This window comes from Pedobacter sp. ASV1-7 (genome assembly GCF_040203335.1).
Classification (GTDB): domain Bacteria; phylum Bacteroidota; class Bacteroidia; order Sphingobacteriales; family Sphingobacteriaceae; genus Pedobacter.
The window spans coordinates 825,069-840,792 of record NZ_JBEHBV010000001.1 but is presented as its reverse complement, the minus strand read 5'-3'; the positions used below and the strand labels follow the sequence as shown (position 1 = coordinate 840,792).

The following is a 15,724-nucleotide window of genomic DNA, read 5'->3' as shown; positions in this document are numbered from 1 at the left end:
TAAATAAACCAAGATGAGTATTTATAACGATTATATCCAGGAGATTGAAGACAGAAAAGCTCAAGGTCTTCACGCTAAACCTATTGATGGAGCTGAATTATTGAGTGAAATCATCACTCAAATCAAAAGTGCAAACAATCTTAGCAGAGAAGAATCTCTTAATTTTTTCATATACAACACCCTACCTGGCACTACCGCAGCGGCCGCTGTAAAAGCACAATTTTTAAAAGAGATTATTTTAGGCGAAGCCGTTGTTGCAGAAATTACGTCTGATTTTGCTTTCGAGCTGTTGTCTCATATGAAAGGCGGACCATCTATTAAAGTTTTATTAGACATCGCATTGGCTGACAATGGGGATAAAGCTAAGAAAGCTGCAGATGTTCTTAAGGCGCAAGTTTACTTGTACGATGCCGATACAGATCGATTGAAAGAAGCTTACAATAATGGCAATGAGATCGCTAAAGAAATATTGGAGAGTTACGCAAATGCTGAATTTTTCACCAAACTTCCTGAAGTACCAGAAGAAATCAAAGTGGTAACTTTTATTGCTGGTATTGGAGATATTTCTACGGATTTATTGTCGCCAGGTAATCAAGCTCACTCGCGTTCAGATCGTGAATTGCATGGCAAGTGCATGATCACTCCCGAGGCTCAAGAGGAAATCCAGGCATTGCAAGCGCAACACCCAGATAAAAGTGTGATGTTGGTGGCTGAAAAAGGCACCATGGGTGTGGGTTCTTCACGTATGTCGGGTGTGAACAATGTAGCACTTTGGACAGGAAAAAAATCTAGCCCTTATATCCCATTTGTAAACATTGCTCCAATTGTTGGGGGTACCAATGGTATTTCTCCAATTTTCTTAACAACTGTTGATGTAACTGGTGGTATCGGTATCGACCTTAAAAACTGGGTAAAGAAAACAGACGAGAATGGTAATGTCGTTCGTAATGAAAAAGATGAGCCAATTTTAGAGGAAGTTTACTCTATCGAAACCGGAACTGTTCTTACGATCAATACGAAGACTCAGAAATTATATAATGGAGATCAAGAGCTGATTAATATTTCAAAAGCACTGACTCCTCAAAAAATGGAATTTATCAGAGCTGGCGGTTCTTATGCTATCGTATTTGGTAAAAAAATTCAAACTTTTGCAGCTAAAACTTTAGGCATCGAAGCGCCAACAGTATTTGCTCCAGCGAAAGAAGTATCTATCGAAGGTCAGGGCTTAACAGCTGTAGAAAAAATATTTAACAGAAACGCTGTAGGCCTAACTCCTGGTAAAGTTTTACATGCTGGTTCTGATGTTCGCGTAGAAGTAAATATTGTTGGCTCTCAAGATACAACAGGCTTAATGACTGCTCAAGAACTAGAGGCGATGGCTGCTACAGTTATTTCTCCAATTGTTGATGGTGCTTATCAATCAGGTTGCCACACTGCGTCTGTTTGGGATAAAAAAGCACAGGCAAACATTCCTAAATTGATGAAATTTATGAATGACTTTGGTGTAATTACGGCTCGTGATCCTAAAGGCGAATATCATTCAATGACAGACGTTATTCACAAAGTATTGAATGACATCACAATTGACGAATGGGCAATCATTATCGGTGGCGACTCACACACTCGTATGTCTAAAGGTGTAGCTTTCGGTGCCGATTCTGGTACAGTGGCGTTAGCATTAGCAACAGGTGAGGCTTCGATGCCAATTCCCGAATCGGTAAAAGTTACTTTCAAAGGCGAAATGAAGCAACACATGGATTTCCGTGATGTTGTTCATGCTACACAATTGCAAATGTTGCAACAATTTGATGGCGAAAACGTATTCCAGGGGCGTATCATCGAGGTACACATTGGCACATTATTAGCTGATCAGGCCTTTACATTTACCGATTGGACAGCAGAAATGAAAGCAAAGGCTTCCATCTGTATTTCTCTGGATGACACTCTAATTCAATCTTTAGAGATTGCTAAAAATCGTATTCAAATCATGATAGACAAGGGAATGGACAACCATAACCAAGTGCTTCAAGGATTGATTAATAAAGCAAACAAACGTATCGAAGAAATTAAAACTGGTATTAAGCCGGCTTTAATGCCAGACGATAATGCAAAATACTATGCGGAAGTAATTATTGATTTAGATTTGATTGAAGAACCAATGATTGCCGATCCGGATGTAAATAATGCAGACGTTTCTAAACGCTATACCCACGATACCATAAGGGATTTAACTTTCTATCGTGGCGATAAAAAAGTAGACCTTGGTTTCGTAGGTTCTTGTATGGTACATAAAGACGACTTAAAAATCGTTTCTCAAATGTTGAGAAATGTAGAGCAAAAAACTGGCACAGTGTCATTTAAAGCACCATTGGTTGTGGCCGCTCCAACTTACAACATCATCGATGAATTAAAAGCAGAAGGCGATTGGGAATACCTCCAAAAGTATTCTGGATTTGAATTCAGCGATGCATTACCTAAAGGCACGGCAAGAACCGAATATGAGAATATCATGTATCTGGAGCGCCCAGGTTGTAACTTATGCATGGGTAACCAAGAAAAGGCAGCTAAAGGTGATACGGTAATGGCTACTTCTACACGCTTGTTCCAGGGTCGTGTGGTAGAAGATAGAGATGGTAAAAAAGGAGAGTCCTTATTGGCGTCTACACCAGTAGTTGTCCTTTCTGCAATCTTAGGCCGTATTCCGAGTATCGAAGAATACAAAGTAGCTGTAGAAGGAATCAATTTAACAAAGTTCAGCCCTATTTCTACAAAACAATAAGAAACAAATAATCACATATTTTGTTAATAATATCAAGAGGGTATCTGACACATCGGATACCCTCTTGATATATGTATGCGAAAGCGCACATAGAATGGTTTTAAATTAAACAATTCTCAAAAAAAATCCGTCAAAAATTGTTTAATTTAGTTTGTTTTATTACTGACAGTAATCTTTAAAAAATATGGCTTTTGATATAGAAATGATCAAAAAGGTGTATGCAAACTTCGGCCCCCGTGTAGAGGCGGCTCGTAAATTAGTAGGCAGACCTTTAACACTTTCAGAAAAAATACTTTATACCCACCTTTGGGAGGGAAACACGAATACTTCTTACAACAGAGGTGTTGATTATGTAGACTTTGCTCCTGACCGTGTGGCCATGCAAGATGCTACTGCACAAATGGCTTTGTTACAATTTATGCAGGCAGGCAGACCTAAGGTAGCTGTTCCTTCTACAGTTCACTGTGATCACTTAATTACAGCCAAATTTGGTGCAGCTATTGATTTACCTGCTGCAAATACAGAGAGTAAAGAGGTTTTTGACTTCCTTGCATCAGTGTCTGACAAATACGGAATTGGTTTCTGGAAACCAGGTGCAGGTATTATCCACCAGGTTGTTTTAGAAAACTATGCTTTCCCAGGTGGAATGATGATCGGTACCGACTCTCACACTGTAAACGCAGGTGGTTTAGGTATGGTTGCTATCGGTGTTGGTGGTGCTGATGCTTGTGATGTTATGGCAGGCTTACCATGGGAACTTAAATTTCCTAAACTGATTGGTGTTAAATTAACAGGAAAACTTAACGGATGGACATCTCCAAAAGATGTAATTCTTAAAGTTGCAGGTATCTTAACTGTAAAAGGTGGTACTGGTGCAATTGTTGAATATTTTGGCGAAGGTGCACAAAACCTGAGCTGTACTGGTAAAGGTACCATCTGTAATATGGGTGCTGAGATCGGTGCAACAACTTCTACTTTCGGATATGACGAGAGCATGGAGCGTTATTTACGTGCAACAAACAGAGCGGATGTAGCTGATGCTGCAAATACAGTAAAAGAACATTTAACAGGTGATGCTGAAGTTTATGCAGAACCAGAAAAATATTTTGACCAATTGATCGAAATCAACCTGTCTGAGCTTGAGCCTTATCTGAATGGCCCTTTCACTCCTGATTTGGCTACGCCAATTTCAAAAATGAAAGAAGTTGCCGCTGCTAACGGCTGGCCAACTAAGGTAGAATGGGGATTAATTGGTTCTTGTACAAACTCTTCTTACGAAGATTTATCAAGAGCAGCATCTATTGCTAAACAGGCGATTGACAAAGGTTTGGTGACTAAAGCTGAATTTGGAATTAACCCAGGTTCCGAGCAGGTACGTTACACTGCGAACCGTGATGGTTTATTGAAAACTTTCGAAGACCTGAACGCAAAAATCTTTACTAACGCCTGCGGACCATGTATTGGTATGTGGGACAGAGTTGGTGCAGAGAAACAAGAAAAAAACACAATTGTACACTCGTTTAACAGGAACTTTGCTAAACGTGCTGATGGTAACCCAAATACATTTGCTTTTGTAACTTCTCCGGAAATTGTAGCAGCAATTGCTATTGCAGGTGATCTTGGCTTTAATCCTTTAACTGATACCTTAACCAACAGTAAAGGTGAGCAGGTTAAACTGGATGCACCAAAAGGTGATGAACTACCAGTAAATGGTTACGCTGTTGAGGATGCAGGTTATCAACAACCAGCAGAAGATGGAAGTGGTGTACAAGTAATTGTTTCTCCAACTTCACACAGACTCCAATTGCTTGATCCATTTAAACCTTGGGAAGGTACTGACCTGAAAGGCTTAAAATTGCTGATCAAAGCAAAAGGAAAATGTACAACGGATCATATCTCTATGGCTGGTCCATGGTTGAAGTTCCGTGGTCACTTAGACAACATTTCTAACAACATGTTGATCGGTGCTGTAAACTTCTTCAACGATAAAACTGATAACGTTAAAAATGAATTGACTGGCGAATATGGCCCTGTACCTGCAACACAACGTGCTTACAAAGCAGCAGGAATTGGTTCAATCGTAGTTGGTGATGAAAACTATGGTGAAGGTTCAAGCCGCGAGCACGCAGCAATGGAGCCTCGTCATTTAGGCGTTCGTGCAGTATTGGTAAAATCTTTTGCCCGTATCCATGAAACCAACCTTAAGAAACAAGGTATGCTTGGTTTAACATTTGCCAACAAAGATGATTATGATAAAATTCAGGAAGATGATAGTATCGATATCATTGGCTTAACAACTTTCTCTCCAGATGTTCCTTTAACATTGGTATTAAACCATGCTGATGGATCTAAAGAAGAGATTTCTGTTAATCATAGCTATAATGCTCAGCAAATCGAATGGTTTAAAGCAGGTGGTGCATTAAATATCATTCGCAGAGAAGCCGCTGCAGCGAAAAATTCTTAATCAGTTACTGATTATAAAAAAAAGGGGTTGCACTATGCAATCCCTTTTTTTATTCAAATTCATATCCACAATCAAAACAATGATTGGTTTTCTTAGCTGCAAAAGGATAAACCAATAATAGTATAGACACAATCATGGTTAAGATACTAAAACGCTTTTTTGTAGCCTGAACATAACCAACATTGGAAGATCCGCAGTTTGGACAAACCTGATCATTCTGTGTATCTCCATTCTGAGATTCCGGTACATCTACTGTTGCTTCACCTAAAGCAATCTGCACATCTTCATCTTGAAGAATACTTCTTGCTGTATTCACATCTTTCTCAAACAAATGCAGCTTTATACCTCCCAAAGCCTGGGTGTATAGCGGATTAATGGTAATCATATTCTCATCGGATAGAAAGCATTGGACACCACTATCCATCAGCCTTGATTTTATAATATTGGCTTCAATAGGGTTATAATAAGTCTCAAATACTACGATCTTGTCCATTCGTCCTGTGCTTGGACATTAATATAAGGAAAAATCAGCGACTTAAGAAATCTTTGAACCAAAGACCTGAGTTCTTGATGATCCTTTGCTGAGTTTTAAAATCATTGTAGACCAAACCAAAGCGCGCATTAAAACCCTCGGCCCACTCAAAATTATCCATCAATGTCCAGGCCATATAACCCGTAATATTAAGTCCCTCCTGCTTTGCCTTTAACACCGCAGCCAAATACTGTTGAAAATAATCTATTCTTTCCTGATCATTAATTTTCTGATTAATAACTTTGTCATGATAGGCCGCCCCATTCTCTGTAATCATTATATTTCTGATTCCTGGATAGGCTGAAAATTGCTTAATAATATTATAAAAACTATTGGGATTGATTTCCCAACCCATAGCTGTATGTGGCCTTTTCCGACTTTTAGCTTTTACCTCCCATGCCTGTACCACCGGAACAAAGGTATTGTACTTTATAGTGAGGGGGAAATAATTCTGAATACCGATAAAATCAAAATCAAAAGTTAAGCGTTCGGTATGTCTCCAGGTCGAATGCTGAATAGAAAACTTCTCCAATACCTCCCAGTCGGCCGTAGGATAGCCCATTCCAAGCAGAGGTTCAACAAATAGTCTATTCATCAGACAATCTACCCGCTTTGCTGCAAGTAAATCTGATTCACGCTCTGTATAAGGAATAATCTCGGAACATGAAAAGCTTGTCCCTATGTTTGCGTCTTTAACCTCTGCCCGTAATATCCTCCCCCCGTCAGCTTGTGCTATAGCCGTATGATGAACAGCAGAAAAGAAATTCGTCAACCCGGTTTTGCCAGGTGCATGAACACCTAACATATACCCCAGTGATGTAAAACCGAAAGGTTCATTGAGTACAATCCAATTCTTTACTTTATCGCCATATTCTTTTGCGCACAATCTTACAAACTGATTAAAACTATGATTTACCGAGAAGGCAGTCCAGCCCCCTTCATCCTCAAGTGCATCCGGTAGATCCCAATGATACAAGGTAACATAAGGTACAATTTCTTGGGCTAAACATTCGTCGATCACCTGATGATAAAAAAGAATCCCATCTTTATTTACTTTCCCTTTTCCGGTTGGCAAAATACGTGGCCAGGAGATCGAAAAACGGAATACCTTGAATCCCAATAATTTTACAAGGGCAATATCATCCTTATAACTATGATAAAAATCACAAGCAGTCGTTAACTGATGCCCCTTTTTAATCTTACCAGATCTTCGGGAAAACGTATCCCAGATAGATAAGCCCTTGCCATAACTCTCAGCTGCACCTTCAATCTGTGCTGCTGCAGTAGCTACGCCCCATAAAAAATCATTCCCAAAATCAGATGCTTTGATCATATATCCTAATAATGAGCAATATGCTAATCATTTATGAAGTTAATGCTAAACTTACAAACCCTTAATATTTTAATATAAATAACTTAACATCAGAAACATACTTTGATTATCATCATAAATATTAAATTTGATCATGAGAAGATTGTATTCAACCATAGCTTTAGTTTTGCTAAGTAATGTTTTGTTTGCTCAGGAACCAGTAGGCACATGGTATGGGAACTTAAATCTTAAAGGTTTACAGTTGCCCCTGGTGTTTCACATTACTAAGAACGGAACTGAATATAGCACAAAGATGGATAGTCCTAATCAAGGCGCTATAGGTATGCCTACCAGTAAAACAACATTAGAGATTAATATTCTAACCATTGAGGCTACCAATATAGGAATGAAATACACAGGTGTATTTATGCCTGACAGCAACAAAATAAATGGGATTTTTGAACAAGGGCCAACACGGGCTCCCTTAATGCTAAGCAACAAACCCAATACAAATTTGCTGGTAAAATCCGGCCCAAGGCCTCAGGATCCTAAAGATTTCCCATACAAACAAGAAGAGATAACCTTTACAAATGCCAATGGTGGTCATACGCTAGCAGGAACATTAACCTTACCTGCCGATGGTAAAGCCAGTAAAATAGTAGTATTGATTAGCGGTTCTGGTCCTCAGGATAGAAATGAAGATTTCCCACCTTTTAATCATCGTCCTTTTTTGGTGCTTAGTGACTACCTGACACGACAAGGAATTGCTGTATTAAGATATGATGATCGTGGCATAGGGAAGTCGACAGGCATTTTTAATAAGGCGACCACAGCCGATTTTGCAGATGATGCAGAATCAGCAGTAAAGTATATACTTTCCCGCCCAGATTTAAAAAACATGAGTATCGGACTAGTGGGACATAGCGAAGGCGGTATGATTGCACCAATTGTTGCCAGTCGCAATCCAAATGTAAAATTCATTGTAGCCATGGCTGGCCCAGGCATTCCAATATATCAACTTTATGCACAACAGCTTGGAGATGCCATGAAACTTGCAGGACTTCCGCCTACTCTTGCTGCCCAAAAGACAGCTATGAATTTAAAAGTTTTTACAACAGTGAAAGACACCAAAGACCTTCCGCTAGATCAGGCGACTGCAGAGGTTGAACGGGTATTCCGCAAAGAATTAAGTTTGCAAACCTTAGATAAGCCAGATAGCACAACTACCGAAGCCATGATTAAACAATCCATCAACAGCTTTAAAACACCATGGTTAAGATATTTTATTGGCTTTGACCCAACAGTATACCTGACTAAAGTTACCTGCCCTGTGTTAGCTATTAATGGCACGCTCGATTTTCAGGTATCTGCTAAAGAAAACCTCGCAGGTATTAAAGCTAGTCTGGAAAAAGCTGGCAACAAAAATTTCGAAATCGTACCAATGGGAGGATTAAATCATCTGTTTCAAAAGGCTGGGACTGGTGCAGCTACTGAATATGGGACTATTGAAGAAACAATAAACCCTGCAGCACTTCAAAAAATTGGAAGCTGGGTTAAAGGCATTTAAAATTTATGCCATTAAAAATTCTTAAGATCAATTTAATGTTAACCCAATCTGTTTTAACAATAAAGCGGCATTAAAAGTCTTACAAGGTCCATGTTTTAATTTGTAGTCGAACTCCATTTCACCTTCTGTAATCTGTATATCGAAATGATAATTACGAACCTTTTCAGGATAGTCATGCTCCATTTCCGATAATTGCAGATCATGAGTAGCAAATAATGCAGGGGTATTTTGTTCAATCAGTTTTTCGATGAACACCTTTGATCCAAGGTATTTATCCTTACTATTTGTACCCCTTAACATCTCATCAATCAATACAAAAGAATTCTGATTGGCCTGTATGGCATCTAAAATCATTTTTAACCTATTCAGTTCTGCTTTAAAGGTAGAAGTCTGATCATTTAATGAATCCTTAATACGCATATAAGAAAGCACTTTAAATATAGATAAGGACATTTGTTGCCCACATATAGGAGCACCTGCAAAAGCTAGTGTCATGTTAATTCCTACAGTTCTTAAAAAAGTACTTTTTCCAGCCATATTGGAACCTGTCACAATATCCACTGTTGGCATATCTTTAACCTCAAAGCTATTTAGCACTCTAACCCGCTCTGGTATAAGCGGATGCCCAAGTTCTGTTGCTCTCAATTCAAATGATGGCATTATAACAGGATAATTCCAATCGGTCTGGTTATAGGCTAGTGTTGCAAAAGATATGAGTTCTTCGAAACGACTAATCCTGGTCATTCCTTCAATAGTCTCCTGAGCCGATTCATCATACCATTTACATAGCGATATAGAGCAACGGATGTCCCACACCATAAAAATATTCAGAAAAGCACCTACAATCACGTTCAATCTGGCATCAAAAGCCTGTATAATTGTCGACAACTTACGGATCTGTTTGCTGATTGGAACTGGGTGAGTATTATGAGTGAAAAAATTTTTAATATACTTACTTTTCCATGTCACATCTTCTGTCCATTTAATGCTACCAGCAAAAGCACTCAGCATCGCCGATTCTCCACTAAAACCATAATATACCTGATTGATGGATTTAAAATTAAAAAAGGTAAGGGCCATATTGATAACAGCAAATACTCCAAAAAGCTGCCATGCCCAGGTGCCAAAGAAAATCCCCATACCAAATAAGACAATCATGATAAAAGGGACAACCTTTATATATAAACGCAATGAGGCTTTACGTGTGAATGCAAGTTGTTCCGGCAATTGCTCCTGAAGTTTACGGATAATAACTTTTAGTTGTCCTGGTTTATGATTTTGAAGTTCCGCACGAAAATGGAAAGTCTGGTCGATATGTTCCTTTAATTCGGCAATAGCTTCTTGTCTTTGTTCAATTTCTTGCTGATTTCCTGGCTCGCTTAAGCTTCTGGCTAGAATATCAAGTCCTTCCTGTGTATTACAACGGTTAACAAACGAGTAAAGTGAGCCCGGGCCGAATATATCAAGATCGGAACTATATGGGTGATACTCATCCGCATAAACAGTCCCATCGCTATAGCCATTCTTACTTTCCTTGAGTTGAGCTATCTCATTTTTATAAACCCATAACAGCTTTTCAGCATAGATCAATTCCTTTTGCACCTTAACTTGTCTCTTTACAAGAAATAAGAATAATACTAATGGTAGAAAAGCCAAAACTGCAAAAAACCATTCGAAACCAAAATTTATAATCAGGGCAACAATAGCTATTTCGGCAATAAAAAGTCCTAATCTGGAAAAAGAGATCCCATTTAACTTTCGTTTAAGCTGATCGATGACTGTTTGTTGTGATTCTACGTTATTTTGATACCTCGTTAAGATGCTATGTTTTGTATTTACCATTATATTTGAATTCCTGAATAATTGAGGGGGCATTTAAACTTTGACCCCGGTATGTATGAGATGTTACGAATTGTTTAGATGATAAAGATAAAATAAATGAAGATCACTTTACTGGTTGTAGGTAAAACAGAAGATAAGTACCTGATTGAAGGGATTGAAAAATACCTGAACAGATTAAAACATTACATTGGCTTTACGCTGCAGGTTATTCCTGAGATTAAAAATACAAAAAATCTTAGCGAGGCACAGCAAAAGGCTAAGGAAGCTGAACTGATCCATAAGCAGATCAGCAATCTGGATACTGTTATTTTAATGGATGAGAAAGGGAAAAAATATACTTCTGTTGCGTTTTCAAATTATTTAAACAAACAAATGATTGGCAGTGTTCAACATTTGGTATTTATTATTGGTGGGCCTTATGGATTTGATGAAAGCATTTATAAGCGTGCGAACGGAAGTCTGTCGCTATCCGACATGACATTCTCCCATCAAATGGTTAGATTGTTCTTTGTGGAGCAGCTTTATCGTGCTTTCAGCATTTTAAAAGGAGAACCTTACCATCACGAATAATTTTAAAAATCATTGTGGAAATTATGCGCTTCAAGCATCATTTAATAAAAGGAGGATATTATGTTACCCGGAGATTATAAAAGAAACTACAAATTCAAGAGCGATAGTAAAAAAGACCGGCTATCTTATATCATTGCTATCGTTATCTCAATCATAGCTTTTTTAGCCATCTGGTTTCTAGTTTAAGAGCTAGCGAAAAACACCCAAAATAGGGCAAAATCCAAAATATCAATGACTCAAGTTAAAGGATTCTTCGGTCATTCTAAATAGTAAGTCCATAGTAAGTCCATAGTACCTCCATGTTAAGTCCATATTTTAATATAAATACATGGATTTATTATGAATTCATTATACATTAAATATAGAGTTATTATACACCATATTCGAATAACAATACTGTTTTAGTACCTAAATCCATCTGATTTTTATATGCATTGACAAAATTATCTTCATAAAAAAAGGCATCCTTTTAGGATACCCTTTTAATAACTTATAGAAATGCAGGCTTAATTAAACTCCTTTTTTACTGGTCATATTAGCCTTTTTAGCTGGCTGTGCAGTTTTACTAGGCGCTTTTGCATTTGATGCCTTAGGCGTAGCCTTTGGTTTTTTGTCTAATTTATCATCTGCTTTCAATGTATCATGTTCATCATCAACAGCAGGAGCTTCTTCTGTAAACAGAGGAAGATCTTTAAGGATATGATACCAGCTTACGATTTTCTTCATATCAGAAGCATAAACTTTTTCTTCGTCATGACCTGGGGCCACTTCTTTGAAGAATGTTTTTAAAACACCCGATTCTGCTTTTGCATCAGGAACATTACCTTTAGAGGCTACCATATTTGCTAAAACATCGGTTAATTTTAAATCATCATCCTCACCATATACTGTAATGTCTTCTAGCGATGCAAGTTTAGTTGTAGTCATATTAGCTACAATTTTAACTTTTTGAGCATCCAGACTTTCAAGAACATATCCTGCTTTATTCTGACCAACAAGTTTAAATAAACCTGGTCTTCCAGATACTGCTACAATTCCTCTTAAATTCATATTGTCTATTTTTGAGTAGATTAGAATTAATCTTCTATTACTTCAATTCCTATAATCTTGTCACCTTGTTTAATGCTGTCTACAACATCAACATTTTCAACAACTTTACCGAAGCAAGTATGATTTCTGTCTAAGTGTGCAGTATTGTCTCTGCTATGGCAGATAAAAAACTGAGATCCACCAGTATTTCTACCAGCATGAGCCATAGATAAAACACCACGGTCATGATATTGGTTCTCGCCTGTTAGCTCACAATCAATTTTATAACCTGGGCCACCAGCACCAGTACCAGTTGGATCACCACCTTGAACAACGAAATTAGGAATTACCCTGTGAAATGTTACGCCATTATAAAAACCATCTTTAGCTAACTTTAAAAAATTAGCAACTGTATTTGGTGCATCCTGATCGTAAAATTGTACGGTCATATCACCTTTATCTGTTTTAATTATTGCTTTGCTCATGATAAAATTTTTGTAGAGGGCAAACTTAGAGAAATTTGCGCTGATATGCAAAAACAGAGCGGGGGAGTTTAATGTAATAAAGCTACTATTCTTCGCTCAACTTTATTTCGCTTGGTAAAATCCCAAAATAGCGCTTAAAAGCGTCTGTAAGATGGCTTTGGTGATTAAATCCAACTGCGGAGGCTACCTGCCCTACTGTTTTTTTCTCTTCCAGAATCAACCTTCGAGCTTCTTCCATCCTCAATCTTGTTACATAACCATAAATTGTAGTTCCAAAATATTCTTTAAAAGCTCTTTTAAGTTTAAACTCATTTAGCGCAATTTGCTTTGAAAGCTCAATGATAGTTGGGGGATAAGTATATTGTGCATCTAAAATATCTCTTGCATGTTCAAGCTTACGCAAGTCATCCTGTTTAATTACATATTTATCAACTTCTTCAACACCAGATTGCATTTGTTCAAGTTGAAGCATCAGTAATTCCAAAATCCTCGATTCAGTATGCATACGTTTTAATTCACCTGATCTTTTGCACTCACAGATATCATTGATCACCCGTTTCATTTCAGTGGTCACCGGTAAATCTTTAGCAGAAAAAGAAGTGTATTTTCCCTTTAAAATCTCCCGCACAAAATCTGTATGTAACAGAGAATGCTGATTTATTAAATGAAAATAATAAGGTTTTGAGAGCACCAATAAGAAATACTTATACTCTATATCAGGCACCATAGGATAACTCCCTTTTATGGAAGGGATATAACGGATATTATGTCTGCTGCCTGTTCTTCTATTATTTTTCAAATCCTTTTTCTCAGGATTAGGATGCGTATCGTAGAAAATAAACTGTGAAGTAATGGTTTCACCTTCCACCTCAGAAAATACTTTTACATTGCTATTAAACTGCATGGTGGAATGCACCAAAAATAGTCCGCCCGCACTAAGCTGATAATTTACCAGCTTCTGAGCAGGCAGACTTTTAATATTTACACTCTTTTCAGAAAGTGGGGTATTGGGCGTATAGTTATCCGCGATCTCTTCGATAAACAACCAATCGTCCGACCCCTCTATTTTAGATTTTATCTTCATCGGAGTGTATCTATTCTATCTTATTATAATGAAATTAAGCTACACTTACCTCACCAAATACTTCTCCGAAGTTCGAAAAAGTTTCATTAGCGGTAGCAATTGCTTGTTGTTCCTCTGCCTCATTATTTGCATTAGCATTTAGTACGGCAACAAATTTACCCCACATCTGTCCAGTCTCAGCTCCGTAACCAGAGAAAAACGAGAACCCTTTAGTGATGCCAAATTTCTCCAACATTTTCACGATGATTGGTCCACCCATGATTGAGCCTTCCATTACATATAATGCTGCAAGAGCCTGGATGGTATTATCTATTTGAGGTGCATTTGCTTCAGGCAGATCATTTACATTTGCTCCCAACTCTTCAATATCTTGTTTGATATGAGAAGAATTACGACGCTCAGCAATATCTGGTAATAATTCATTTGTGATATATGGAGCGATAGCCTTTTCAACCTGGTTGAAATAAGCATAGAAATGCTTTAAAAAATCTGCATAGTCTGCATCACTACGGATGGCTTTCATTTTTTGCACTACCTTTTTTTCAAGATTTAAGTGTGCTTCTTTGGTCGCTTCTTTAATTGAGGTACTTAACATATCTATAAATTTAATGGGTTAAAATAAGGTTATTTAATTTGAAACTTGGTACTTCCTTTTGGTACAACTACATATTCAAACGTATAAAACATGTGAGGTGTATTCATGAACCACTTATCTGCAGTAAAAGCATCTTTATAGCCACTAATCATTTTAATTTTTGCATAGTCGCCCTTAGCTGTGCGAACGATTACAGTACGTTTTTCTGGCATAGCATAAATCACATGTTGCTTATCTGCAGAACCATCACCCCTTATTGTTCCTTTACTGTCATATAAGCACCATCCTATTCCACTACCATAAACTCCTTCTGCATCAAGACCAATTAAATTCTTTCCGGTCTTGAAATCCGCATCAGCAGGTACATCATTCACTTCTTCAAATGGTTTCTCTAATATAAGAATACCACCTTTAGCAGTACTTCCTACCCCATAATTAGCTTCATCAGTACCATTGTTGCCACTAAGCATACAGGTCATTGTACCACCAAAAGCCAAGTCCCAATCGGCCGACTTCACCTGTGACTCTGCAATTTCTTTTTTAGTTTCGAAATTGAAATAGAAAGTCTTTGCTCCAGTAACAGCAGGCGCGAAGTTTTCTACCCGCTCCAGTTTATAATAATGAGTAGGCTCTTCTTGTTCAGGCTCTTTATCTTTTTTACAAGATGAAAGCACCCCTGCCGTCAGCATTAATAAACCGAAGATTTTAATAGTTTTTGAATTTAGATAGTTCATATTATTTAATTGTTAAATGGATAAAAATGTATAATGAATTGATTTAGTCTTTGGTTGAAAGATTTGTACTACCGTCTTCCTGCACAAAGTATCTAAAGGTTAGATATGGCGCAGGCCAGTTGATATCACTCACGACAGCTGGGGCCCCTTTATACATGCTGATCATTTGCAGTTTTGCATATTTTCCATCAGCAGTCTTTAAAATATAAGTCCGATTTTTTACCGGAATTGCGATATGTGTATTCATTTCATAGAAATACCAGCCGTTGCCATCTCCCAGGTCCAATCCTGAAGTATTAACACCCTTGCTCGCAAATTCTGCATCAGAGGGTGCTGTCTTTATCGCATCATATGCCTGGTTTACCACCATCAATGCCCCTTTACCAACACCACCAAAACCGAAGCTTTGCTTATTTGCAGCACTATTTGGTGAGATGTAAGAATTGTATTCATTAGCGAAAGCAATGTCCCATTCAGCGGTAAGCACTTTACTTTTATCGACCTTGCCATTGCTCTTAAAGCTGAAGTAAAAAGTTTCAAATGCCTCACCTCCACCTACAGTATTACCTACATCACCTTCAACATCTTTTACCACAGTGCTTTTACCATCATCTAATTGAGGTTTCAATTCCTCTTTAGTACAAGAAATGCTGAACACAGCTACAAAAGCCAGTATTAATGCTTGTTTTAAATAGTTAGATTTCATCATTTTATTAATTTATTGATTAACA

General features: G+C 37.8%; 13 protein-coding genes. 4 read left to right on the top strand and 9 right to left on the bottom strand.

All coding sequences use genetic code 11. The features are described from left to right. The first annotated feature begins 13 nt into the window (after positions 1-13). Together ABDJ41_RS03700 and ABDJ41_RS03695 are read left to right on the top strand one after the other, a co-directional pair. Positions 14-2,779: a bifunctional aconitate hydratase 2/2-methylisocitrate dehydratase gene (locus ABDJ41_RS03700; RefSeq protein ID WP_349784386.1), complete on the top strand. Its 2,766-nt coding sequence runs from the start codon at positions 14-16 to the stop codon at positions 2,777-2,779. A 184-nt stretch (positions 2,780-2,963) separates the two neighbouring features. Next, the gene (locus tag ABDJ41_RS03695; RefSeq protein WP_349784385.1) at positions 2,964-5,243 is read left to right on the top strand and encodes an aconitate hydratase; all 2,280 of its coding nucleotides are present in this window, start codon (positions 2,964-2,966) and stop codon (positions 5,241-5,243) included. A 49-nt stretch (positions 5,244-5,292) separates the two neighbouring features. On the opposite strand, the gene ABDJ41_RS03690 is transcribed toward ABDJ41_RS03695, so the two are convergent. Next, the gene (locus ABDJ41_RS03690) at positions 5,293-5,736 is read right to left on the bottom strand and encodes a putative signal transducing protein (RefSeq protein ID WP_349784384.1); all 444 of its coding nucleotides are present in this window, start codon (positions 5,734-5,736) and stop codon (positions 5,293-5,295) included. Between the two features lie 34 nt (positions 5,737-5,770). After that, on the bottom strand, positions 5,771-7,108 hold the full coding sequence (locus ABDJ41_RS03685; RefSeq protein ID WP_349784383.1) for a GH1 family beta-glucosidase: 1,338 nt from the start codon (positions 7,106-7,108) through the stop codon (positions 5,771-5,773). A gap of 133 nt (positions 7,109-7,241) precedes the next feature. On the opposite strand from ABDJ41_RS03685, the gene ABDJ41_RS03680 reads away from it, so the two are divergent. Continuing rightward, positions 7,242-8,654, top strand: coding sequence for an alpha/beta hydrolase family protein (locus ABDJ41_RS03680; protein ID WP_349784382.1), 1,413 nt, complete (start codon positions 7,242-7,244; stop codon positions 8,652-8,654). A gap of 27 nt (positions 8,655-8,681) precedes the next feature. On the opposite strand, the gene ABDJ41_RS03675 is transcribed toward ABDJ41_RS03680, so the two are convergent. Further along, a complete protein-coding gene (locus ABDJ41_RS03675) occupies positions 8,682-10,496 on the bottom strand; it encodes a MutS-related protein (protein WP_349784381.1) in 1,815 nt (604 codons plus the stop codon). 96 nt (positions 10,497-10,592) lie between these two features. On the opposite strand from ABDJ41_RS03675, the gene rlmH reads away from it, so the two are divergent. Then, complete coding sequence (rlmH, locus tag ABDJ41_RS03670; protein ID WP_349784380.1) at positions 10,593-11,066, top strand: 23S rRNA (pseudouridine(1915)-N(3))-methyltransferase RlmH; 474 nt, start codon at positions 10,593-10,595, stop codon at positions 11,064-11,066. Between the two features lie 510 nt (positions 11,067-11,576). Here the strand turns inward: rlmH and ABDJ41_RS03665 are convergent. The 6 genes from ABDJ41_RS03665 to ABDJ41_RS03640 all read right to left on the bottom strand — a co-directional run bounded on the left by ABDJ41_RS03665 (position 11,577) and on the right by ABDJ41_RS03640 (position 15,702). Next, positions 11,577-12,116 carry a DUF5606 family protein gene (locus ABDJ41_RS03665; RefSeq protein ID WP_349784379.1) on the bottom strand — a complete coding sequence of 180 codons (540 nt, stop codon included), beginning with the start codon at positions 12,114-12,116 and terminating at the stop codon, positions 11,577-11,579. Between the two features lie 26 nt (positions 12,117-12,142). Beyond that, a complete protein-coding gene (locus ABDJ41_RS03660; RefSeq protein WP_349784378.1) occupies positions 12,143-12,580 on the bottom strand; it encodes a peptidylprolyl isomerase in 438 nt (145 codons plus the stop codon). 85 nt (positions 12,581-12,665) lie between these two features. Then, on the bottom strand, positions 12,666-13,664 hold the full coding sequence (locus ABDJ41_RS03655) for a helix-turn-helix transcriptional regulator (protein ID WP_349784377.1): 999 nt from the start codon (positions 13,662-13,664) through the stop codon (positions 12,666-12,668). Between the two features lie 34 nt (positions 13,665-13,698). Beyond that, complete coding sequence (locus ABDJ41_RS03650; RefSeq protein ID WP_349784376.1) at positions 13,699-14,259, bottom strand: biliverdin-producing heme oxygenase; 561 nt, start codon at positions 14,257-14,259, stop codon at positions 13,699-13,701. Between the two features lie 29 nt (positions 14,260-14,288). Beyond that, the gene (locus ABDJ41_RS03645) at positions 14,289-14,993 is read right to left on the bottom strand and encodes an HmuY family protein (protein ID WP_349784375.1); all 705 of its coding nucleotides are present in this window, start codon (positions 14,991-14,993) and stop codon (positions 14,289-14,291) included. Between the two features lie 43 nt (positions 14,994-15,036). Next, on the bottom strand, positions 15,037-15,702 hold the full coding sequence (locus tag ABDJ41_RS03640) for an HmuY family protein (protein WP_349784374.1): 666 nt from the start codon (positions 15,700-15,702) through the stop codon (positions 15,037-15,039). Positions 15,703-15,724: the final 22 nt, after the last annotated feature.

Bases quoted from the DNA above. Each gene is read 5' to 3' on its own strand.
- ABDJ41_RS03700 (WP_349784386.1), top strand. From the start codon at position 14: ATGAGTATTTATAACGATTATATCCAGGAGATTGAAGACAGAAAAGCT.
- ABDJ41_RS03695 (WP_349784385.1), top strand. From the start codon at position 2,964: ATGGCTTTTGATATAGAAATGATCAAAAAGGTGTATGCAAACTTCGGC.
- ABDJ41_RS03690 (WP_349784384.1), bottom strand. From the start codon at position 5,736: ATGGACAAGATCGTAGTATTTGAGACTTATTATAACCCTATTGAAGCC.
- ABDJ41_RS03685 (WP_349784383.1), bottom strand. From the start codon at position 7,108: ATGATCAAAGCATCTGATTTTGGGAATGATTTTTTATGGGGCGTAGCT.
- ABDJ41_RS03680 (WP_349784382.1), top strand. From the start codon at position 7,242: ATGAGAAGATTGTATTCAACCATAGCTTTAGTTTTGCTAAGTAATGTT.
- ABDJ41_RS03675 (WP_349784381.1), bottom strand. From the start codon at position 10,496: ATGGTAAATACAAAACATAGCATCTTAACGAGGTATCAAAATAACGTA.
- rlmH (WP_349784380.1), top strand. From the start codon at position 10,593: ATGAAGATCACTTTACTGGTTGTAGGTAAAACAGAAGATAAGTACCTG.
- ABDJ41_RS03665 (WP_349784379.1), bottom strand. From the start codon at position 12,116: ATGAATTTAAGAGGAATTGTAGCAGTATCTGGAAGACCAGGTTTATTT.
- ABDJ41_RS03660 (WP_349784378.1), bottom strand. From the start codon at position 12,580: ATGAGCAAAGCAATAATTAAAACAGATAAAGGTGATATGACCGTACAA.
- ABDJ41_RS03655 (WP_349784377.1), bottom strand. From the start codon at position 13,664: ATGAAGATAAAATCTAAAATAGAGGGGTCGGACGATTGGTTGTTTATC.
- ABDJ41_RS03650 (WP_349784376.1), bottom strand. From the start codon at position 14,259: ATGTTAAGTACCTCAATTAAAGAAGCGACCAAAGAAGCACACTTAAAT.
- ABDJ41_RS03645 (WP_349784375.1), bottom strand. From the start codon at position 14,993: ATGAACTATCTAAATTCAAAAACTATTAAAATCTTCGGTTTATTAATG.
- ABDJ41_RS03640 (WP_349784374.1), bottom strand. From the start codon at position 15,702: ATGATGAAATCTAACTATTTAAAACAAGCATTAATACTGGCTTTTGTA.